This window comes from Clostridiales bacterium (assembly GCA_017961515.1).
Lineage (GTDB): Bacteria > Bacillota > Clostridia > Acetivibrionales > RGIG10202 > RGIG10202.
Genome location: JAGCXC010000051.1, coordinates 1 through 19,902, shown reverse-complemented (window position 1 = coordinate 19,902; position 19,902 = coordinate 1). Strand labels below are relative to the sequence as shown.

Annotated in this window: 25 protein-coding genes; all 25 read left to right on the top strand. The window is 33.4% G+C overall.

Features of this window, described 5'->3' with window-relative positions; all coding sequences use genetic code 11:
- Positions 1-183 precede the first annotated feature (183 nt).
- The 25 genes from J6Y29_03885 to J6Y29_03765 all read left to right on the top strand — a co-directional run bounded on the left by J6Y29_03885 (position 184) and on the right by J6Y29_03765 (position 19,837).
- On the top strand, positions 184-402 hold the full coding sequence (locus J6Y29_03885; GenBank protein MBP5427015.1) for a hypothetical protein: 219 nt from the start codon (positions 184-186) through the stop codon (positions 400-402).
- Complete coding sequence (locus J6Y29_03880; GenBank protein MBP5427014.1) at positions 390-578, top strand: hypothetical protein; 189 nt, start codon at positions 390-392, stop codon at positions 576-578. The genes J6Y29_03885 and J6Y29_03880 overlap by 13 nt, the downstream gene beginning before the upstream one ends.
- Positions 579-752: 174 nt before the next feature.
- Positions 753-1,247, top strand: coding sequence for a hypothetical protein (locus J6Y29_03875; GenBank protein ID MBP5427013.1), 495 nt, complete (start codon positions 753-755; stop codon positions 1,245-1,247).
- Positions 1,248-1,402: 155 nt separating this feature from the next.
- A complete protein-coding gene (locus tag J6Y29_03870; protein MBP5427012.1) occupies positions 1,403-2,053 on the top strand; it encodes a hypothetical protein in 651 nt (216 codons plus the stop codon).
- On the top strand, positions 2,040-3,287 hold the full coding sequence (locus J6Y29_03865; GenBank protein MBP5427011.1) for a hypothetical protein: 1,248 nt from the start codon (positions 2,040-2,042) through the stop codon (positions 3,285-3,287). The genes J6Y29_03870 and J6Y29_03865 overlap by 14 nt, the downstream gene beginning before the upstream one ends.
- A 132-nt stretch (positions 3,288-3,419) precedes the next feature.
- Entirely contained in the window at positions 3,420-3,842 is a 423-nt protein-coding gene (locus J6Y29_03860; GenBank protein ID MBP5427010.1) for a terminase small subunit, read from the top strand.
- A complete protein-coding gene (locus tag J6Y29_03855) occupies positions 3,826-5,052 on the top strand; it encodes a PBSX family phage terminase large subunit (protein ID MBP5427009.1) in 1,227 nt (408 codons plus the stop codon). The genes J6Y29_03860 and J6Y29_03855 overlap by 17 nt, the downstream gene beginning before the upstream one ends.
- A gap of 14 nt (positions 5,053-5,066) precedes the next feature.
- Positions 5,067-6,461, top strand: a complete 1,395-nt coding sequence (locus J6Y29_03850) for a phage portal protein (protein ID MBP5427008.1) — start codon at positions 5,067-5,069, stop codon at positions 6,459-6,461.
- A gap of 12 nt (positions 6,462-6,473) precedes the next feature.
- The gene (locus J6Y29_03845; GenBank protein MBP5427007.1) at positions 6,474-8,222 is read left to right on the top strand and encodes a minor capsid protein; all 1,749 of its coding nucleotides are present in this window, start codon (positions 6,474-6,476) and stop codon (positions 8,220-8,222) included.
- Positions 8,222-8,404: a hypothetical protein gene (locus tag J6Y29_03840; protein ID MBP5427006.1), complete on the top strand. Its 183-nt coding sequence runs from the start codon at positions 8,222-8,224 to the stop codon at positions 8,402-8,404. Before J6Y29_03845 ends, J6Y29_03840 begins: the two co-directional genes overlap by 1 nt.
- 28 nt (positions 8,405-8,432) lie before the next feature.
- Positions 8,433-8,648 (top strand): hypothetical protein, encoded by a 216-nt coding sequence (locus J6Y29_03835; GenBank protein MBP5427005.1) that lies wholly within the window; start codon positions 8,433-8,435, stop codon positions 8,646-8,648.
- A gap of 164 nt (positions 8,649-8,812) precedes the next feature.
- On the top strand, positions 8,813-9,016 hold the full coding sequence (locus J6Y29_03830; protein MBP5427004.1) for a hypothetical protein: 204 nt from the start codon (positions 8,813-8,815) through the stop codon (positions 9,014-9,016).
- 73 nt (positions 9,017-9,089) lie between these two features.
- Positions 9,090-9,623 (top strand): DUF4355 domain-containing protein, encoded by a 534-nt coding sequence (locus tag J6Y29_03825; GenBank protein MBP5427003.1) that lies wholly within the window; start codon positions 9,090-9,092, stop codon positions 9,621-9,623.
- Positions 9,624-9,675: 52 nt separating this feature from the next.
- The gene (locus J6Y29_03820; protein MBP5427002.1) at positions 9,676-10,509 is read left to right on the top strand and encodes a hypothetical protein; all 834 of its coding nucleotides are present in this window, start codon (positions 9,676-9,678) and stop codon (positions 10,507-10,509) included.
- Positions 10,510-10,560: 51 nt separating this feature from the next.
- Positions 10,561-10,968, top strand: coding sequence for a hypothetical protein (locus J6Y29_03815; GenBank protein ID MBP5427001.1), 408 nt, complete (start codon positions 10,561-10,563; stop codon positions 10,966-10,968).
- Entirely contained in the window at positions 10,931-11,275 is a 345-nt protein-coding gene (locus tag J6Y29_03810; GenBank protein ID MBP5427000.1) for a hypothetical protein, read from the top strand. Before J6Y29_03815 ends, J6Y29_03810 begins: the two co-directional genes overlap by 38 nt.
- Complete coding sequence (locus J6Y29_03805) at positions 11,263-11,727, top strand: HK97 gp10 family phage protein (protein ID MBP5426999.1); 465 nt, start codon at positions 11,263-11,265, stop codon at positions 11,725-11,727. The genes J6Y29_03810 and J6Y29_03805 overlap by 13 nt, the downstream gene beginning before the upstream one ends.
- A 13-nt stretch (positions 11,728-11,740) precedes the next feature.
- Complete coding sequence (locus J6Y29_03800) at positions 11,741-12,073, top strand: hypothetical protein (protein MBP5426998.1); 333 nt, start codon at positions 11,741-11,743, stop codon at positions 12,071-12,073.
- 14 nt (positions 12,074-12,087) lie between these two features.
- Positions 12,088-12,525, top strand: a complete 438-nt coding sequence (locus J6Y29_03795; protein MBP5426997.1) for a hypothetical protein — start codon at positions 12,088-12,090, stop codon at positions 12,523-12,525.
- A gap of 134 nt (positions 12,526-12,659) precedes the next feature.
- Entirely contained in the window at positions 12,660-13,019 is a 360-nt protein-coding gene (locus J6Y29_03790) for a hypothetical protein (protein MBP5426996.1), read from the top strand.
- Positions 13,020-13,045: 26 nt separating this feature from the next.
- Positions 13,046-13,348, top strand: coding sequence for a hypothetical protein (locus J6Y29_03785; protein MBP5426995.1), 303 nt, complete (start codon positions 13,046-13,048; stop codon positions 13,346-13,348).
- Positions 13,338-15,815 carry a tape measure protein gene (locus tag J6Y29_03780; protein ID MBP5426994.1) on the top strand — a complete coding sequence of 826 codons (2,478 nt, stop codon included), beginning with the start codon at positions 13,338-13,340 and terminating at the stop codon, positions 15,813-15,815. The genes J6Y29_03785 and J6Y29_03780 overlap by 11 nt, the downstream gene beginning before the upstream one ends.
- A complete protein-coding gene (locus J6Y29_03775) occupies positions 15,812-16,186 on the top strand; it encodes a hypothetical protein (protein ID MBP5426993.1) in 375 nt (124 codons plus the stop codon). Before J6Y29_03780 ends, J6Y29_03775 begins: the two co-directional genes overlap by 4 nt.
- Positions 16,187-16,189: 3 nt before the next feature.
- Entirely contained in the window at positions 16,190-18,157 is a 1,968-nt protein-coding gene (locus tag J6Y29_03770) for a hypothetical protein (protein MBP5426992.1), read from the top strand.
- Positions 18,158-18,160: 3 nt separating this feature from the next.
- On the top strand, positions 18,161-19,837 hold the full coding sequence (locus J6Y29_03765; protein MBP5426991.1) for a hypothetical protein: 1,677 nt from the start codon (positions 18,161-18,163) through the stop codon (positions 19,835-19,837).
- Positions 19,838-19,902 lie beyond the last annotated feature (65 nt).

The following is a 19,902-nucleotide window of genomic DNA, read 5'->3' as shown; positions in this document are numbered from 1 at the left end:
TTTATAAAAAATAAAACAAAAAAAAAATAAAATCCCAAAAAAAGCGTAACTCCGTAACCGAGGTGTCACAAACCTAGGTGGAATAAGGGCTAAAGGCGGTTACGCATTTTTTAAAAAGCGTAACCAAAGCGTAACCGAAAATTGGAGGGTTGAGGTTGACTAAATAATAAGGAGATAAAAGATATGAAAATAATTAAAAGAGTCCAAGGACACGATATAGTCCTTGATTATAAAAGAGTAAAAAGTTACCCACACGGTTTTATAAGATTTAGAGTCTATAAAATGTTGGGTAAATATAAAAGAGTATTTTTATACAACACGTGTCTTACTAGCTTGGATATTAAAAGAATAAAACGGAACGGATACCAAATAAATGAGGAGGTTAATATATGTATGTTGTAAAGCTGGGTAATTTTTATGTTAAAAGTGTTGATGTAGAGTTTGGAGGGTTTATACGAGAGATATTATTATCTAAAGAAATTATGAGAAACTTTACCGAAGAGGGAGCCGAGCGTATAGCTCAAATGATAAATGGCGAGGTTATTAATATAGGAGATGTTGAGACTAATGATAGATAAAATGATGTTGTTTTTAAATATTTATAACTACGAGTTTGATGTTAAGGATAAAATACTGTTTATAAATCAAAGCATACCAGTAAAAACTCTTATACAATTAAAACAATGTATATATAACTTACTTGTATATAAACACATAAGGATAAATAATATAATTATCAATGGAGGTAAATAATGTATGATATACGCAACTACACAAATACTAAGTGCGAGCTAGAGATGTCAAAAACAAGGTTGAGTATACTTATGGATAGAAAAGAAAAGCTGTACTGTAAGTATTTTCCTATTACATCTAAGATAAAAGAGCTAGATGTTGACGGAGGCGAGCATAACAACGACAAAATGGCTGATTATTTGCACGAGTTACACGATATAATAGATGTTGGAATCGGTAAGAGCTTAGCTGACCAAATAAAAGAAGAGCAAGAGAACGTTAACAAGCTCCAAGGATATTTAGATAGTATGAGCGAGAGTTTAAGTAAAATGGTTGGTATTGAGTATCAATTATTCTATGAGATAGCTTATAAAGGTATAAATATTACTAAAGCCGTGGATAATGTGGCGTTTGCAAATGATATTGAGCCTCAAACAATATGGAAAAATTACTATAAGAAAATTAAAAAGTATGTAAATAAATTAAAAGTGTATGGTTATAATAACCAAATATAAACCGCTAATTGTAGCGGTTTTTCCTTGTTTGTACAGTCATATATACAGTAACTATTAAATGTATAGTGAAAATACAGTAAGAATCGTGCTAATATATAAACTGAAATAAGACGCAAAAAAGACAGCGTCTATTTTAATTTTATAGGAGGTTTATTATGGAGTATATAATAATGTGCGGTGGATACTACCAAAACTTTAAAGAGCCTAAAGCTTTAAGTGTAATACAAGGCGAGCGTTTGGTAGATAGAACTATTAGACTATTAAAAGAAAATGGAATCACTAATATATACATAAGTGCTAACGACCCTATCTTTGATAGTGTAAATGTACCTAGACTAGAACACAATAACAGCTATGCTTACAAAGATAATAAGATACACGGTTATTGGATAGACGCATATTATCCAACTGATAAACCTTGCGTATATTTACACGGCGACGTTTATTATAGCGAGCAAGCGATAAAAACTATTGTCAATTATCAAGCTAAAGTCAATACCTTTATTGGTAATGAGATAGCGAGAAATAAAGAACACAAAAACTGGGGCGAGCCTTTTGGTTGGATAGTAGTAGACCAAAAAACATTTAGACAAGGTATAGAGGATACTAAAAAGCTACAAGACGAGGGTAAACTTGAGCGAGGTTATGCTATTAGTTGGGAGTTATACCGAGTATTAAATGGACTAGACCCAAATAAACAATATATAAACGACGATACTTACATAAGTATTAATGACGAGACAATAGATATAGACGCTCCACACCAAATAGAGGAGTTAAATAAAAAGTTAAATGATAGAGGCTAAAAACGTATTTTACATCTCTAATTTTAATGTAATTGGAGGTACTGAGACGTTTATATATGAGCTTGCTAAAAAATATAGAGATTATGATATAACAGTTGTGTATAATACTGGAAATATTGAACAAATAAGAAGAGTAAAGAAATATGTAAGAGTTATTAAATACAAACAAGGCGATGTTATTAAATGTAACAAAGCCTTTTTTAATTATGAGACGGATATTATTAACAATATTGAGGCTAACGAGTATATACAAATTATACACGCTATGTTTAAAACTAACCAACTAACACCTATAATAGAGCCAAAGATAACAAGATATATATGTGTTAGTAAAGGAGCTGGCGAAGAGTGGGAAGAGCTAACGGGTATTAAGCCTACATTATGCCGTAACCCGCTAGAATTTACCGAAGAGGATAAACAAGACGTCTTATATCTAATTAGTGCTACTAGATTAACTAGAGAAAAAGGTAAAGAGCGTATGATACGACTAGCTGAGGAGTTAGACAAAGCGGGTATTAATTATTTATGGTTAGTATTTACAAATGATATTAACGCTATTGATAACCCAAATGTAATATATGTTAAACCAAGACTAAATATAAGACCATATATACAAAGTATTAAAGGTAAAGGGTTTGGTGTACAGCTTAGCGACTGTGAGGGCGACTGTTATTTTACGAGGGAGTGCGAGGCTATTGGCTTACCTCTTATCGTAACACCGGTACCTAGCTTTAAAGAGCAAGGGTTAGTTGAGGGTAAAAATTGTTATTATGTGCCGTTTGATATGGTAGATGTAAATGTTAATAGATTCTTAAATATACCAACGTATGAGGGTTATATAGGTACTGATAAATGGTTGGATATTTTAGATAAAAGTAAATCAACTTATAAGGAGGAGTTAAATATGAAATATAAAGTTGAGGCGTTAAGTACTTACGAAGAGTATAACGTAACTGATACGGGCTTAGGATATGTACCTAGTGCTGGAGAGACATTTATTGTCGATAAAAATAGACTAGATGTGTTACTTGGAGAAAATGATAACAATAGAGTTTATGTTAAAGTACTAGAAGAGATTAAAGACGAGGTTACTGAGGAGGTAGTCCAAGCCGTAGCCAATGCTATTGTTGAAGAGGCTGACGAACAAGGTAAGACAGTTGATACAATAGTTGAGGAAATAGTAGAGGAAAGCAAACCAAAGAAAAAATCTACTAAGAAAAAAGGAGGTAAATAATATGGTTAATGTAATTAAGGTTAAACCAAATGCTAAAGGAGAAATCTTTATCACATTATACGGTACTAAATACCAAATAATAATTGAAGAAACTGAAAAGAAGAGTAAAAAATAATTCAGGAGGTGGTAGTTATGTCAAAACGACCTATTACACCGTATAAGGTTGGAGACAAACTAACCCTCAAACAAGAGCGTTGGATAGACGAGTATTTAAAGACTAACGATTATACAACCGCCTCACGTAACGCTGGATATACTGGTAATAACCTACGTAGTATAGGATACCAAAACAGCTTAAAGTTTAAAGACCTTATCAATGAACGTAGACAAAAGCTAAGTAAAGAAATAGAAAAAAGTACTATTGCTACACTTGAGGAGATATTTGAGTTTTGGACTAAGACATTTAAAGACGGTAATATAAAAGACGCTGATAGAATCAAGGCAAGTGAGCTACTAGCTAAAGCTAAAGGTGGGTTTATTGAAAAGGTTGAGGTTAAAAAGGTTAATACTGACTGGTTTATAGACGAGGATACTGATAATGGCAAGGAAACTTAACCCAGCTATATTTAATAACTGGGTATTTAATAGTATCAGCGACTACTCACACCGTATTGAGGTATATATGGGTGGAGCTGGTAGTGGTAAAAGTTATGGAGCCACACAAAAGGTATTATTAAAAGCTTTAAAGTATAAACGTACAGTCTTAGTAATACGTAAAATACAACGTACTATAAAACACTCGATATGGTCGTTATTTATAACTCACTTACGAAATAGTGGTTATTATGACGAGTGTAGGATAAATAGGAGTGATTTTGAGATAGAGCTACCCAATGGCTCTATTTTTATATTTAAAGGCTTAGACGACGAGGAAAAAATTAAGTCAATAGACGGAATCACGGATATAGTAGTTGAAGAGGCAACCGAACTAACCGAGGACGAGTTTACACAGTTAAATTTACGTCTTAGAGCCTTGGTTGATTTTCCACAAATATATTTGATGTTTAACCCTATATCTAAAAAGAACTGGGTATATAACTATTTCTTTGTTGGCGAGTTACCTTTAAATGTAAAAGTAATTAAGACTACATATAAAGACAATAAGTTTTTGAGTGCTGAGTATGTAGCCGAGCTGGAGAGGTTGCAATATAGAAACCCCGCATATTATCGTATTTATACTTTGGGAGAGTTTGCTACTTTAGACAAGTTAGTCTTTAGTACATACACTACTAAAATTATAAGTGATAAAGAGGTTGAGGGTTTGAGTCGTTGGATAGGACTTGATTTTGGTTATATAAACGACCCGTCGGCTCTTGTTTGGGGTTATATTGATACACTACATAAAAAGATATATGTACGTGGCGAGTATGTACGTAAAGGTATGAAAAACGACGAGATAGCTGAGACAATGTTTGATTTAGGACTAGCCAAGGATAAAAGTTATGGCGATAGTGCTGAGCGTAAGAGTATTGACGAGATTAAAGATAAAGGTATTAACATAGAGCCTACCGAAAAAGGTAAAGGCTCAATAATACACGGTATCCAATGGATACAACAATACGAGCTTATAGTAGACGAGCGTTGTTATAAGGTTATTGAAGAGTTAGAAAACTATACTTGGAAAAAAGACAAAAAGACTGGAGAGTATATTAACGAGCCAGTTGATACATTTAACCATACAATAGACGCTATTAGATATGGTTTAAATAAATATATTAAGGGTGTTAAAACACCTAAGGTTTATAGTAAACCTATTGGACTATAAAAGGAGGTGTAAAGATGTATACTTTACCAAAGGACACAAAGATAAATAATCAAATAATTAATGATGTTATAAAGTATAACGAAGAGCGTAAAGATAGATTAAAAAGACTAGCTGATTATTATATGGGTAAACACGATATATTAAGTCGTACTAGAGAAAATGACGGAGCTAAAAATAATAAAATAGTAGTTAATCACGCTAAGTATATTACCGATACTAACGTTGGATACTTACTTGGTAACCCAGTTGACTACCAAGTTAGTGAGGAATACGATATACAACCTATCCTAGACGCTTATAAAAAACAAACTATAAATGACTTAGATAGTGAGATAGCTAAAAATACGGGTATATATGGATACCAATACGAGTATGTATATGCAAATGACGAGGCTGAGCCTAAGAGTTGTAAAATAGATAATGAGAACGCTATCATTGTATACGACGATACCGTAGAACACAACAAACTTTTTGGAATCATATATCGAGCAATATTTGAGGGCGAAAAGTTTAAATACTATGAGATTATATACTTAGACGATAAAGAGGAGATACACTACGAAAGTACTGATAAAACATTGAATCAAAAAGGCGAGAAAAAGCCCCACGCTTTTGGAAAAGTACCTCTAATAGAGTATAAGAATAACCCCGAGTTTTTAGGAGACTTTGAGCCAGTTATTAGCTTGATAGACGCATATAACTTACTACAAAGTGATAGAGTTAATGATAAAGAGCAACTAGTTGACGCTATACTATGTTTATATGGTATGGACTTTGACGACGACCAAGCTGAGATGTTAAAAATTAGTCGTATGCTAGCTAATATACCAGCTGACGGTAGAGTTGAGTATTTAACTAAAACACTTAACGAGGGACAAGTTGATATATTAAGACAAAACTTAGAGACTGATATACACAAAATTAGTATGGTACCTAATATGAGCGACGCTAATTTTGTTGGTAACTCAAGTGGTGTTGCAATAAGATATAAATTGTTAGCTTTTGAACAAAATATCAAAAATAAAGAACGTTATTTTGAAAAAGGCTTACTAGAACGTTTTGAGTTATATAATAATTTCCTAACTACGATGTCTAAAATGCAAGAGGTACCAATAGAAGAGGTAGACGCTGTATTTAAACGTAATCTACCAAGTAATGATTTTGAGGTATCACAAATGATTAATAATTTAGCTGACTATGTGGACGCTGAGACACTAGTAAGTCAATTATCGTTTGTTAAAGACGCTAGCGAGATAGTGGAACTTAAAAAAGCTGAGGACGAGGCTAAGCCTAAAGACCAATACGACCTAGCGTTTGAAAATAACCAAATTGAGGACGCTAATAATGAGGAAAATACTAGCGAAGATGTGGAAGATAATAAAGTGGATACTGATAACGTTATAGAGTAGGAGGTGTTATAAATGAAAACATCTAACTACTGGGATAAAAGGGCGTTAAAGAGACTTACCGAGGCTGAAAAACACAGCGAGGAGTATATAAATAGAGTTAAAGATATATACGACCAAGCTTTTAGAGATATAGATAAAGAGTTAGCCAGTATCTATAAAAATTATAGTAAAGAGACTGGTATTGATACTCAAAAACTTAAAGAACTACTTACACGTAGCGAGACAAAAAAGACTTGGGAGCAAATGAAACGCCAAGGGCTAGATAAATATGTACTAAATAATTATAAATCTCGTATATCGAGACTAGAGCAATTACAAGCTCAAATATACGCTAAAGCTAAAATGATATATCCAAAAGAGGACTTACAAAATACAATGTGTTATAAAGGTGTTATAAATGACAGTTATTATAAAACGATGTATGATACCCAAATGGGTACTGGATATGAGTTTAACTTTAGTACTATTGATAATAATATGGTAAATGCTTTATTAAACGAGCGTTGGAGTGGTAAGAATTATAGCCAACGTATATGGGATAACACCGATATATTAGCTAATAATTTAAGCCAAATACTAGGTGGAGCTATGTTAAGCGGTCAAAGTATAGAGCGTACAGCTAAACAAATGCGAGACCGTTTTGGTGTTAGTAAATATTATGCTGAGCGTCTTATAAGAACTGAGACAAACCACTTTAACAATGAGGCTGACGCTATGGCTTACGAAGAGCTAGGACTAGATAAGTACGTTTTTGTAGCTACTTTGGATAGTCGTACTAGTGAAATATGCCAAGTTATGGATAATAAAGTGTTTGAGTTTAGCGAACGTGAGGAGGGAGTTAATTATCCTCCCTTACACCCTAATTGTAGGTCAAAAACAAGAGCCTACTTAGGAAAAGAAGAGGAAAAAACACTACAACGTAGAGCTAGAAACCCTTTTACTGGAGAAACTGAACTTATACCAAATATGAGTTACGAGGAGTGGGCTAAAAAATATAACGATAATACATTAAAAATAAATAACAATGGTATATGGAGTTTTAATAGTGTAAGAGATAAAGGTATTAAAGATAATTTTAAAAAGGCTCATAACATAATAAAGTTAGATATAAAAGAAAATAAAAATATATATAATAATATTGGTAAATTAGATATTAAAGTATATAATAATGGTAGATATAGTCCACATTATAGCCCACAAACTAACGGTGTATATTTACCTAATAAAGTAAATGATAGAAATAGTGGAACTGGTATACACGAGGTAGGACACGCTGTTGACTTTGGCTTAGGAAAAAAATTAAAAGTAGGACAGTTAAGTAAAAGTGGGAATCTAACTACTTTAATTGACGAGTATTATAATGATAATAAAGCTGTTTTACCACAAGCATTAAAAGACTACCAAGATAGTATAAATAAACGAGTATCAAAATTAACGGGAGCTGTAAGCGATTATGATATTTCATACCAACGTTACCTTTTAGCTCAAAAAAATTATAGATACGACGCTCCAAATAGACTGTGCGATATGTTTAGTAGTTTAACCAAAGGTAAAGCTAATAACGAGCTGTTTGGTAGTCATAGTCAAGCATATTGGCGACAAAATGGTATGAGGGAGACTGAGTTATACGCTCAATTTACTTATTTGAAAATGACTAATAGTAAAAAGGAGCTTAAAGTACTTGAGAAAACTGTACCAAAGGTGTATAATGAACTTGATAGGCTATATACAAAAGCAAGTAAAGAGCTTAGGAGGTTATAATGGATAATTTAATAAAAGAATATTTTAAAATATTTCCTAGTGCTACTTTTCCTTATGAGTGGTTTGATATATCAAATGAGGATAAAGTAAAAATACTTAAAGAGGCTATTAAAGATAAAAAGGATATAACCCAAACAAAGTTATATAAAAATTATGAAGAGACTGTGATAGACGCTGAGTAAAGCGTCTATTTTTATTGGAGGCGACGATGTGATATACAAAATATATGTTGTTGAGTATCAAGGCTCGTGGCAATTAAAAGAGGTTGCTTATAATTATGAGGAATTGACTAAAAAGTTAACTCACATAGACCCAAATATATATGCTATGTATATGGTGGTTAGACGTGATATTAAACAAGATATGGACGAGATACTTGTTATCGAGGATATATCTAATTGGAAATCTCGCAAAATGAACTTTTAAATATTCCTGTAATTTTCTTATAAATACTGTGTTGTTAGTTGGCTATATTCCTTTATTATATACTAATTGCTATCTTATATAAATAAAAATTGGTGCGAGACACGTAGCTTATGTGAGGTTTAGGAGCTACATTATTCTAATTGGAACGAATCGAGGGTTGTAAGATGTATGAATTATGGGGACGTAATAAAGAGACTAAACAATACGAGTTTATAACTCGGTTTAACGATAATAACCAGTTTTATTATATGTTAGACCAACTCGACAAGAGTAAATATTATGAGGCTATAATAACTCAAGGTCAAGAGTGTAAAATATACATTGAAATTGAGGAGCCAAAAAAATTAACTAAAACAAGGTATAACTAAGAGCTGTAAAAGGCTCTTATTTTTATACAAAATTTAGCCGACGGGCGTTAAACGGATAGGAGGAGGTTATCTTATGGAAGATAATAAACAAACTAATACTCAAGATGTAGTGACAGCTACTACACCTACTAACGAGGATAACAAGGCTGGTAAGACCTTTACTCAAGACGAGGTTAATAGTATTATTAGCGAACGTTTAAAAGCTGAAAAGACAAAAAACGAACAGTCTATCAAGGACGCTGTGGCTGGTGCTATTGCTGAACACGAGAGACAAGCTAAATTAACCGAGGCTGAACGAGAAAAGGAGGCTAAAAGTAAACGAGAGGCTGAACTTAAAGCACGTGAGGACGAGATAACTTTACGTGAGAATAGAGTAAAAGCTCAAGAGCTATTAGCAAAAAAGAATATCCCTATTGACTTAGTGGACTTTGTAGTTGATTTAGACGCTACCAAAATGGACGAAAAAATCGAGACACTAGCAAAAACTTACAATAAGTCAGTAGAGACTGGAGTTACTGATAAATTAAAAGGTAACCCACCAAAAGACTTTTCTAATAATGATAGTGGCGACAGTAAACCTAAATATAGTGGTACTGTTGCTTTTTAATGTCTTAATTAAGACAATGCCTAAAATAAATTTATAAAGGAGTGATGTATATATGGCAAGAACTGACGCAAGAAATATCTATATAAACGATAACGATAAAGATAAATTAAGCGAAATATACGGAGGAGTAATTGACTCAGTACAAAAAGGTGCTGTTAGTGAACAAATTAAAAATAAAAATTATAGTGGAGACCCTAAAGCTGGGTCAGTAGAAATCTCACGTTTTGTAAACGCTACTGTTAAAGACCAAGGTACAGCTAGAGCTGGTGGTAAAGGAGATAAATTAATCGACAAACCAGTTACAGTTAATGTTGATACTGACAAAGAAATCGTAGAAGAATTTAACAAAACTGACTTACGTTTACACGGAGTTACTGGAATCGCTGAAAAGAGAAAAGGTAACCACTCTAAACGTATGGAAGCTTACTTAGACAGCGAATTTTTTGCTTGTGCTGTAAGTGAGGGTACAAACTTTAACACTACTGGAGATAATATTATTGAAAAATTAGAAAGTTTAATCTTAAATGTAGAAACTACTACAAACGACTATGTTGACGGAGTTGATAGAGATATGTTAGTTTTAGTTGTTAAACCAGCTATTTACTCAGCTATCAAATTACATATTAACGAAGTTGCTAACTCTTTAACTGGAGTTACTGATAAATATTTCAATAATGTACGTATTTTCTCAAACCATAGACAAACTAAAGACGCTATTTGTATGATAGACGGAGCTGTTGCTCAACCAGTAGTTGCTGACGAATACGATGTTGAAAAAATACCTCTATCTAACAACTATGGTCTTGAATTATTCTTCTCTAAAGGAACTAAGGCTATAATGCCGGACTTAATCAAATACGCTAATATAACAAGTGCTAGCGTTTAATTATTAGAAAAGTAAAAATAAGTCTCTACTAAAAAATAAGGAGGTGTTAATATGGACGATTTAATCGCTAAAATTAAAGAATACTTACACATAATTAACCCAAGTATAACAATAGAGGGTAACGATTTACTTGATTTTGTTATAGGCGAGGTTATTGATAGAGTACAACTTTACTTAAATAGCGACACTATACCTACTCGTTTGGAGCGTATACTCGCTAATATAGTTAATACTGGGTTTACTAAAGCTAGTACTAGTAAAGACAACAACGGCGAGGTAGACCAAGTTATTACATCTATTAGCGATAACGGACAGTCTATATCATACTCCAACGAGGTAAAACAGTATTTTGCAACCGCAACTGACGACGAGTTGTTTAGTGGTTTTGCTGGTTTACTTAGTAGATATAGGAGGATAAAAGTTGTATATCCCAAAGACAATGACGGACAAGATAGCTAGTGTATTTTACGACAAGACAGTTGAAATATTAACCAATGAGGTTACTATTGACGCTGAGGGTGGAGTAAATAAACGAGGCTTAACTAAAAAAAGTGATTTTAACGGTAATGTAAGTTTTGCGAATTGTAAAAAGATACAAGAGGAGTACGGACTCGATTATCAAATAGATATATCGGTAACTACATCTATTAACGTAGAGGTTAATATAGGAGACATCATTAAATATAATGATGTCTTTTATGATGTTACCGATGTGCTTAAAAAAGATAGTCACGTCCTTATAGTTGCTACAAAATGGCGACAATAGAAATTAAAAACGCTGATAGACTAATACAAAAACTTAATAATATCTCTAATATGGACTTAGTTAACACAATGAACAAGGCGACTGAGCTAGTACACGCTCAAGCTAAAACGTTAGCTCCAGTAGATACTGGTAATTTAGCTGGTAGTATACATTTAAAGGTTTTACAAGCGGGAACTGTGCTACAAGGTAAAGTATACACAAACCTTAGCTACGCTCCATACGTTGAGTTTGGTACTGGTAGTAAAGGTAATGGTACTTATCCAAACAAAAAACTCGGTTTAACGTATAGGTCTACACCTTGGGTATATACACCTAATGGCGAGGACTTTTACCGAACTGAGGGGCAAGTAGCACAACCTTATATGTATCCAGCTATCCAAAGAAATAAAAAACATATTAAAGAGATGTTTAAAGTTGGAGTAGATAAAAACTTAGGCGAGATATGTAAGTAAGGAGGTATGAGTTATGTACTTACCAAAAACTGATATTTACAATGCGTTAAAAACTTTAAATTACTATGTATCGCAAACTCAACCCGCTAGTTTTAATAATTTACCCGCTATTGTATTTAGACTTAATGATAATAGCGTTAATTTAGACTTAAATAATACTATTATTAGTCAAGATATAGAGGTAAATATTGATATATGGGCTGAGGATAGCGTTACAGCTAGTACGGTTTTATCTCAAGTTGAGGAAACTATGCGACAAATTAATTACAAGATGTCGTACTCAAGCGACATACCCAATACTGGTAATCTATTTCATATAAATTGTAGATTTACCACAATAGCTTAAAAGGAGGTAATAAAATGAACGGACAAGCTACTAGAACTATGGGAACTACTTTGAAAAAAGTTAAAAGTGGTAGTGAACCAGCTGACACTACAATAGCTAATTTAACATCTATTGGCGAAATTGGAGTCGAAAGCGAAGAAATTGACGCTACTGATTTAGATAGCCCAAACAATTATAAAGAGTTTATAGCTGGGTCAAAAGACGCTGGCGAGGTATCTTTAGCTGGTAACATTAAAGACGAATCTAAAGTTGAAAAAATGCTTGCTTTAGCTGAATCTCAAAGCTTAGAAAACTGGGTTGTAACTTATCCAAGTGGTGCAACTTGGACTTTTACAGCTTTTGTTAAGTCATTTAAAGACGGAGAAAAAACTACTGACGGTTTAGCTACTTTTTCGGCTAGCTTACGTATAAGTGGTAAACCAACTTATACACCAGCTACACCTAGCGTATAACATTATGGGAGGTCGGTTTATATCGGTCTCCCTCTTTTTTTATATATTTTTGTAAAAATATAGCGTTGTGAGACGCAACGAAAAATAAAAAGACGTATAATTATGCGTCTCGATGTCTCAAAAATACTAAGAAAATGGAGGATATTATGGAAAAATTAAATTTAAAATATACGGCTACGAAAGTAGACGAAATAGAACAAGCGAGAAAATTACCGATAGAAAATTGTATCACGGATACTAGTATCGGTATGCTATGTATGTTTATACAAAAAGGACTAATTAACGACGACGGACAACACGGTGTAAGTAAAGCCGTAGCTATGGACGTTATTGATAAATACTTAGAGGAAAGCGATAAGGATAATTTAGTCTTAGATATTATGGAGGCTTTAGTTAACGGGGGTTTTTTATCTCGCCAAGTAGACGTGGCGAAAATGAGACAAGCGATAAAAGACAAGATGTCTCAAGCCAAAGAAATAATAGACGAGATGTAAAGTTTTTCGGCGATACGTGGCGAGACTTGGAGGAGGACGCTATAAGAATAGGTCTTGACCTCCATTATTTTTGGTCTTTAGATGTTAAGCAATATATGAAATATGTTAGAGTTTATAACCAAAAAGAAAAACAACGTATTAAAGAAATAGACGGCTTAAATTATATCTTGGGTAAATATGTGGCTTATGCTTTTAATGACCCAAGACATTATCCTAATAAGCCGTATTTAGAAAAAAACACCGAACTAGAGCCAATGACTGACGAGCAAATGGAAAAACAAGCTCGTCGTAACACAATAAAAATGGGAGGTGTTATAAATGACAGTTGAAGAGTTACAAGTACTTATAACAGCTAATACTGATAACTTACGTAAAGAGATACAAAATACCAATAAAATGGTAGGTAACTTAGAAAAGCAAGCCAGTAAGTCAAGTGGTAATATGGTTAAAGCTGTATTAAAAGGTAACATCGCTACTAAACTACTAGCAACTGGAATCAGTCTTATAAGTCGTAATATGGACGACGCTATTACAAGACTAGACGCTCTTAACAATTTTCCTAGAGTTATGAGTAATTTAGGAATAAGCGAAGAGGACGCCCAAAAATCAATGACACGTCTAAGCGACGCTTTAGTTGGTTTACCAACAACACTAGACGACGCTACTATGTCAGTACAACGTTTTACAAGTGCCAACGGTAATGTTAAAGCAAGTACTGAGATGTTTTTGGCTCTTAATAATGCTATCTTGAGTGGTGGTGCGGATATGCAAACTCAAAAATCAGCTTTAGAGCAATTAAGCCAAGCCTACGCTAAAGGTAAACCGGATATGATGGAGTGGCGTACAGCTATGACGGCTATGCCAGCTCAACTTAAACAAGTAGGTATGGCTATGGGATACGCTGACGCTAGCCAACTTGGAGAGGCTTTACGTACTGGTAAGGTAAGTATGGACGAGTTTATGGTTACAATGACAAAGCTAAATAAACAAGGTGTTAATGGTTTTGCAAGTTTTGAAGAGCAAGCCCGTAATAGTACTGGTGGTGTTAGTACATCTATGCTAAACGTTAAAACAGCTATCACTAGAGGACTAGCGGAAATTATGAACGCAATAGGTCAAAGTAACATCGCTGGCTTTTTCCAAGGTATAGCTAAAGCAATTAATAGCGTTATACCTTATATAACTGGTTTTGTTAAAGCTTGCGTATGGGCTGTTAGTAGTATAAGTAGTCTTTTTGGCGGTGGAACTAAAAAGAAAATAGACGAAACCAATAAATCGCTTACTAGTTTAGGTACTAGTGGCGGTACTACATCTAAAGGCTTAGACAAAGCTACTGGCTCAGCTAAAAAACTTAATAAAGAGCTACACGGCTTAGCGTCTTTTGACGAGATGAACGTTTTAAAAGAACAAGACGACTCAAGTAGTGGCGGAGGTGGAGATACTGGCGGTGGAGGTGCTGTTGGTGGAGACCTAAGCGGTATTGACTTGAGTGGTTTTGATAAAGGTTTAAGTGGTGTATCAAGTAAAGCCGACCAAGTAGCTGAACATCTAAAAGGTATTTTTGGTAGTGTTGGTCAAATATTAGCTAACGTATGGAGTAGTGAGCCAATGCAAGCTTTTGTTGATTTTTCAATGACATACGGACAATTTTTATTTGATTATTGGACTACCTTAGGTACTAGTTTATGGGAAAATCTACAAATGACTTGGTCTAATATCGAGTTAGATGTTAGTACAATACTTACAAATATGAGCTTATTATGGACGGCTTTTTGGACTGATTTAAGCGTAGGTATCCAAACTTGGGGTACACCTATTATAAGTGGTGTTAATAAGTTGTTTAATTCTATGTGGAAAGACGCTCTCGACCCAGCTATTAAAAATATGACTAAAGCTTGGGCTGATTTTAGCGGTATTCTATTAGAACTATGGAACGAACACGGTAAACCACTTATTGATAATATAGGAGAGTTTGCGGTTAAAACAATAGCTCTTTTCCAAAAAATATGGGACGATGTATTAAACCCAATAATCACACCTTTTTTAGAGACTTTAAGTTGGTTATGGGATAAACACTTAAAAGGCTTAGTTAAAGAAATTGGTAACTTTATAGCTAGTCTTGTAAATGGAGCTTTAGAAATATATAACAAATTTATACAACCAATAATTATGTACTTAATTGATAAATTAGCTCCAGCGTGGGCTTATATAAGTAACTTAGTAGTTGGTATTATGGGTACTATACTAGGTGTTATAAGTGACGTTGTAGGTGGAATCATAAAAGTACTAAGAGGTATTATTGACTTTATTGTTGGAGTATTTACTGGTAATTGGCAAAAAGCTTGGGACGGAGTTAAAAGTATATTTACTGGTATATGGGACGCTTTAACTGGTGTAGTTAAAGGTGTTATCAATGCGATACTAGATGTACTTAATAGCTTTATTGCTGGTATTAATAAAATTAAGTTTGATGTACCGGACTGGGTACCAGTTATTGGTGGTAAAAAATGGGGCTTTAATATACCTAAAATACCTAAGTTAGCCCAAGGTGGTATAGTTGATAAACCAACAACCGCTCTAATAGGAGAGGCTGGACGTGAGGCTATCGTGCCTTTAGATAGAAATACTGAGGGCTTAGAGTTAATGGCTGATAGACTAGCCGACAAACTAGGTAATGCTGGTAGTCCTATACAATTAGTCGTAAAAATTGGCGAGGATACAATACTTGATAAAGTTATTGACGGAGTCAAAGAAAAATCTTTTGAAACTAACGGGGAGGTGTCATTTAGCTTATGATATATACGGGAGATTTAGTAACAATAAATAACCAAAGTTTTGATAACTTAGTTACGTACAAAATTGGTCGTAGTAAATTGTGGAAAAATGCTGATAGGAATATGAACGGAGACGTTAGAGCTACCCTTATTGGTATTTTTCCTAAAATTAAAATGAAAATTAACTATACTACTCAACAGCAAATGGCTGACTTAACCCAAATATTAGACCAAGACTTTTTTACTGTTACTTGGTTTGATGTTAGAATACAAGCTACTGTAAGTACTCAATACTATGCTAGCGACTATGATATAGAGCTAGATAATAAAGCAAAAGGACGTTATAAACCTTTTGAGGTTAATTTAGTACCAGTCTCTAAAAGGAGGTACTAAATAATGTTAAGTGTAAGTAATGATTTTAAACAAGCTATGAAACAGCCAGTTAAACAAATACAAGCGTATATTAGAAATAATGCGGTAGATATTAGAGACGATAACGACTTGATACAATTTAAAATTAGTGCTGATAGTGGTTTGTGTAAAACAACAATGAGAAAATTAGAGGCTAAGTATATTGGAGAACACAATATACTAGGTCAATGGGTACACGCTGGGTTTGGTGTTAAATTGCCTAGCGGTACCTATGAGTACCTAGATTTTGGTACTTTTTTAGTAACTGAAATTACAACGAGTAAAGATACTGGTACAACAAATATAGTAGGATACGACGGTATGATAAGAGCTATGACTCAATACCAAATACCGCTAAATATTACTTATCCAATAGGTTTGTATGATTATACAGTTTTACTTTGTCATAATTTTGGTATGGCGGTAGAAAATGCCAGTTTTGATGTACACAATAATTGGCAGATAACCCAAGATTTATGGAGTAATATAGACGGAATAACTTATCGTGATATATTACAACAAATAGCTCAAGTTACTTGTACGACAGTTATAATAACAAGTGATAATAAAATATATTTTAAACCTATTAACGAAACTAACGAGAGCTTGACTTATGATAATTTAATGAAATTAAAACTTGAGCCGATGTATGGAGAAATCAACAGCGTTGTGCTTGCTCGTGAGCCTCAAAATGATAATATTTATATGAGTGACGAGGAAAGTATAACCGAAAATGGTTTGACCGAATGGAAAATATCAAATAATGAGATTATTGATAAAGACCGTGACAATGCTATGACGCCAATTTATAATGCTATGCACGGTATTAAATATTATCCGTTTGAGGCTAATACTGAGGGTTTAGGTTGGTATGAAATTGGCGACAATATTGATATTGAAAATAACGAGGGAGATATATTTAATACCACTATATTTAACATCACAATAACTATTGACGGAGGAGTTAAAGAGGTATTAAAAACTAAAGCTGAAACTAAAACACAAACACAGTATCAATATGCTACTACAATAGCTAAAAGAGTTAAAAATACTGAAATCATAACGGATAAACAGCAACAAGAGATAAACGCTTTAGTTACTGATATGTACGAAGAGGACGGAATCGTACACGAAAACTTTACTCAAATACACCAAGATATAAATAACATTGTACAGTCAGTACAAAACAGCGGTGGAGCTAACTTAATTAAAAATAGTGTTATGTTTGCTTATGATAATGAGGGTAACCCTACTAACTGGGATACAAGCGGAGCTGGTACTTTAGTTATAAGTGCTAGTGCTGAGGCTATGGCTAATGGTGGTTTAAGTGGTCACGTATTTACTTTAAATGATAAAACAGTTAAACAACGTGTAAAAGTTAGAGTAAGTGACGATAACGACCCTAATAAAACGTACTATACTTTTAGTACAAAAATAAAGAAAAATACAACTGGTAGTTGTTACGTTAAATTATTTAACTCTATTGACGAGTATATAATAAATATACCTATTGGCGAAAGTGCTTACTATAAAGAATATACCTTACAAGCTATATTACCTAAAGACGAGTATTTTGATATAGAGTTTTACGGTAGTGCTGATAGTGACGCAACGTTTACTGATAATATGTTATCCGTTGGAGAATATAAAACACAATGGCAACAAGCCAGCGGGGAGGTAATGAACACCCAAGTTAATATCAATTTAGACGGTGTTTTAATTAAATCAAGTGTATATCTTGGAGATTATACCGTAATGTCTCCTTTAGAGTTTGCGGGATACTCTAATGTTAATGGTACTGTCACTAAAGTATTTAGTCTAAACAAAGATACTACTGAGGTTGAAAAATTAAAGGCTAAAAAACAAATGTCAATGCCTCCAATAAAAATAGTACCAATTACAACTGGTAGTTTACAAGGTTGGGCTTTTGTACCAACTACCGAGGAGGTGTAATATATGGCTAATAGTGGTAGAATCGAAACGGGTACGTTAAAAAATTCTAAATTTTATCTTAATTGGCAAGTCGCAAGTCAAAATATAGCTGGAAACTATACTACTTTAAACTGGCAAGCTGGTTTAAATATATCCAATAATGATAAATGGTATAGTAATGCTATTAAATTAAATAGTGTTGTAATAAACGGTACTACTGTATATGGCGGTGGTACTTTTTCTAATTTAACTACAAATGGAGACCACCAACTAGCAAGTGGTAGTATTGATATACCGCACGACAGCGACGGTAATAAATATTTTGGTGCTAGTCTAAGCGGTTGGTTATACGGTTATAGTGATACGAGCGGTAGCGGTGGAGACTGGCTACCAACTATACCAAGATATGCTAATATAACATCATTTAGTGTATCAAAACGAGACGAAACTAGCGTCAAATTTAATTTTAGTGTAGACGCAACTTGCGATTTTGCGTGGTATTCTACTAATAATGGTAGTAGTTGGGCTAATTTACCAACTAGTAATATAATAACTGGTTTGTCTCCAAATACTAGTTACAACTTTAAATTAAGGGTTAGACGTAGCGATAGTCAATTAACTACCGATAGTGGTACATATACACAAAGTACTTATGATTATCCTAAACCTATATCAATAAATGATTTTTATATAGGAGACGGTGCGACTGTAAGAGTAAATAACCCACTAGGTAGAACGTATACGCTAGAACTAATAAGTAATAATGACAACTCTGTTATAGGTACTTATACGGGTGCTTTTAATGGAGATGTTAACGCTGAATTTAAAACAGCTGAGGCTATCGATAAACAATATAAAAGTATACCTAATTCTAATACTGGTACTTACTACGCTAAAGTTACATATAGTGGTCACGTTAAAACTAAAGGTAACGGTACATATACAACAAAGACGGCTGAGTGTAGCCCTACATTTACTAATTTTAATTATAAAGATAGTAACACCGATATTGTAACTGTAACCGGTAACGACCAAATATTTGTTAAAGGATATAGTAAATTATATATTACTATACCAAGTGCTAATAAAATGACTACTCAAAAGTATGCAACACCTAATAAATATGTTATTAACTGTGATACTTTAAATGGAGACATTAATTATAGTGCAAGTGATATAAATACTGAGGTGGGTACTATTGTTAATAGTGGTACTTTAAGAGCAAACGTTAGAGCATACGATAGCCGTAATAATAGTGCTTTAGCATATAAAGACATAACTGTTTTAGATTATGCTAAACCAGTTATAAACGTAAGTGCCAGTAGATTAAATGATTTTGAAAACGAGACAACTGTAAAAGTTACTGGTACTTATAGTAGATTAACTATAAATAATATTGATAAAAATACAATAACCAATGTCAAATATCGTTATCGTGAGACTGGCGGTACTTGGAGTAATTGGTCTAATATAACTACTACGTTAAATAATGGTAATTATACTTGTAGTGATGTTATCTTATCTTTAGACAATACTAAGTCTTTTGAGTTTGAGGTACAAGTTACTGATAATATAGATAACAATACTAATACAGCAAGTGTTGATATAGGACAAGCTATATTTTTTATAAGTACAAATAATAAAGCGTGCTATATAAATGGTCAAGAGATATTACAATACGACGTAGTAGATACGTGGTAAGGAGGTACAAAATGTTTAAAAACGCTGTAACCCTTGCGGGCGTACACACACACACACACACACAC

Bases quoted from the DNA above. Each gene is read 5' to 3' on its own strand.
- J6Y29_03885 (MBP5427015.1), top strand. From the start codon at position 184: ATGAAAATAATTAAAAGAGTCCAAGGACACGATATAGTCCTTGATTAT.
- J6Y29_03880 (MBP5427014.1), top strand. From the start codon at position 390: ATGTATGTTGTAAAGCTGGGTAATTTTTATGTTAAAAGTGTTGATGTA.
- J6Y29_03875 (MBP5427013.1), top strand. From the start codon at position 753: ATGTATGATATACGCAACTACACAAATACTAAGTGCGAGCTAGAGATG.
- J6Y29_03870 (MBP5427012.1), top strand. From the start codon at position 1,403: ATGGAGTATATAATAATGTGCGGTGGATACTACCAAAACTTTAAAGAG.
- J6Y29_03865 (MBP5427011.1), top strand. From the start codon at position 2,040: ATGATAGAGGCTAAAAACGTATTTTACATCTCTAATTTTAATGTAATT.
- J6Y29_03860 (MBP5427010.1), top strand. From the start codon at position 3,420: ATGTCAAAACGACCTATTACACCGTATAAGGTTGGAGACAAACTAACC.
- J6Y29_03855 (MBP5427009.1), top strand. From the start codon at position 3,826: ATGGCAAGGAAACTTAACCCAGCTATATTTAATAACTGGGTATTTAAT.
- J6Y29_03850 (MBP5427008.1), top strand. From the start codon at position 5,067: ATGTATACTTTACCAAAGGACACAAAGATAAATAATCAAATAATTAAT.
- J6Y29_03845 (MBP5427007.1), top strand. From the start codon at position 6,474: ATGAAAACATCTAACTACTGGGATAAAAGGGCGTTAAAGAGACTTACC.
- J6Y29_03840 (MBP5427006.1), top strand. From the start codon at position 8,222: ATGGATAATTTAATAAAAGAATATTTTAAAATATTTCCTAGTGCTACT.
- J6Y29_03830 (MBP5427004.1), top strand. From the start codon at position 8,813: ATGTATGAATTATGGGGACGTAATAAAGAGACTAAACAATACGAGTTT.
- J6Y29_03825 (MBP5427003.1), top strand. From the start codon at position 9,090: ATGGAAGATAATAAACAAACTAATACTCAAGATGTAGTGACAGCTACT.
- J6Y29_03820 (MBP5427002.1), top strand. From the start codon at position 9,676: ATGGCAAGAACTGACGCAAGAAATATCTATATAAACGATAACGATAAA.
- J6Y29_03815 (MBP5427001.1), top strand. From the start codon at position 10,561: ATGGACGATTTAATCGCTAAAATTAAAGAATACTTACACATAATTAAC.
- J6Y29_03805 (MBP5426999.1), top strand. From the start codon at position 11,263: ATGGCGACAATAGAAATTAAAAACGCTGATAGACTAATACAAAAACTT.
- J6Y29_03800 (MBP5426998.1), top strand. From the start codon at position 11,741: ATGTACTTACCAAAAACTGATATTTACAATGCGTTAAAAACTTTAAAT.
- J6Y29_03795 (MBP5426997.1), top strand. From the start codon at position 12,088: ATGAACGGACAAGCTACTAGAACTATGGGAACTACTTTGAAAAAAGTT.
- J6Y29_03790 (MBP5426996.1), top strand. From the start codon at position 12,660: ATGGAGGATATTATGGAAAAATTAAATTTAAAATATACGGCTACGAAA.
- J6Y29_03780 (MBP5426994.1), top strand. From the start codon at position 13,338: ATGACAGTTGAAGAGTTACAAGTACTTATAACAGCTAATACTGATAAC.
- J6Y29_03775 (MBP5426993.1), top strand. From the start codon at position 15,812: ATGATATATACGGGAGATTTAGTAACAATAAATAACCAAAGTTTTGAT.
- J6Y29_03770 (MBP5426992.1), top strand. From the start codon at position 16,190: ATGTTAAGTGTAAGTAATGATTTTAAACAAGCTATGAAACAGCCAGTT.
- J6Y29_03765 (MBP5426991.1), top strand. From the start codon at position 18,161: ATGGCTAATAGTGGTAGAATCGAAACGGGTACGTTAAAAAATTCTAAA.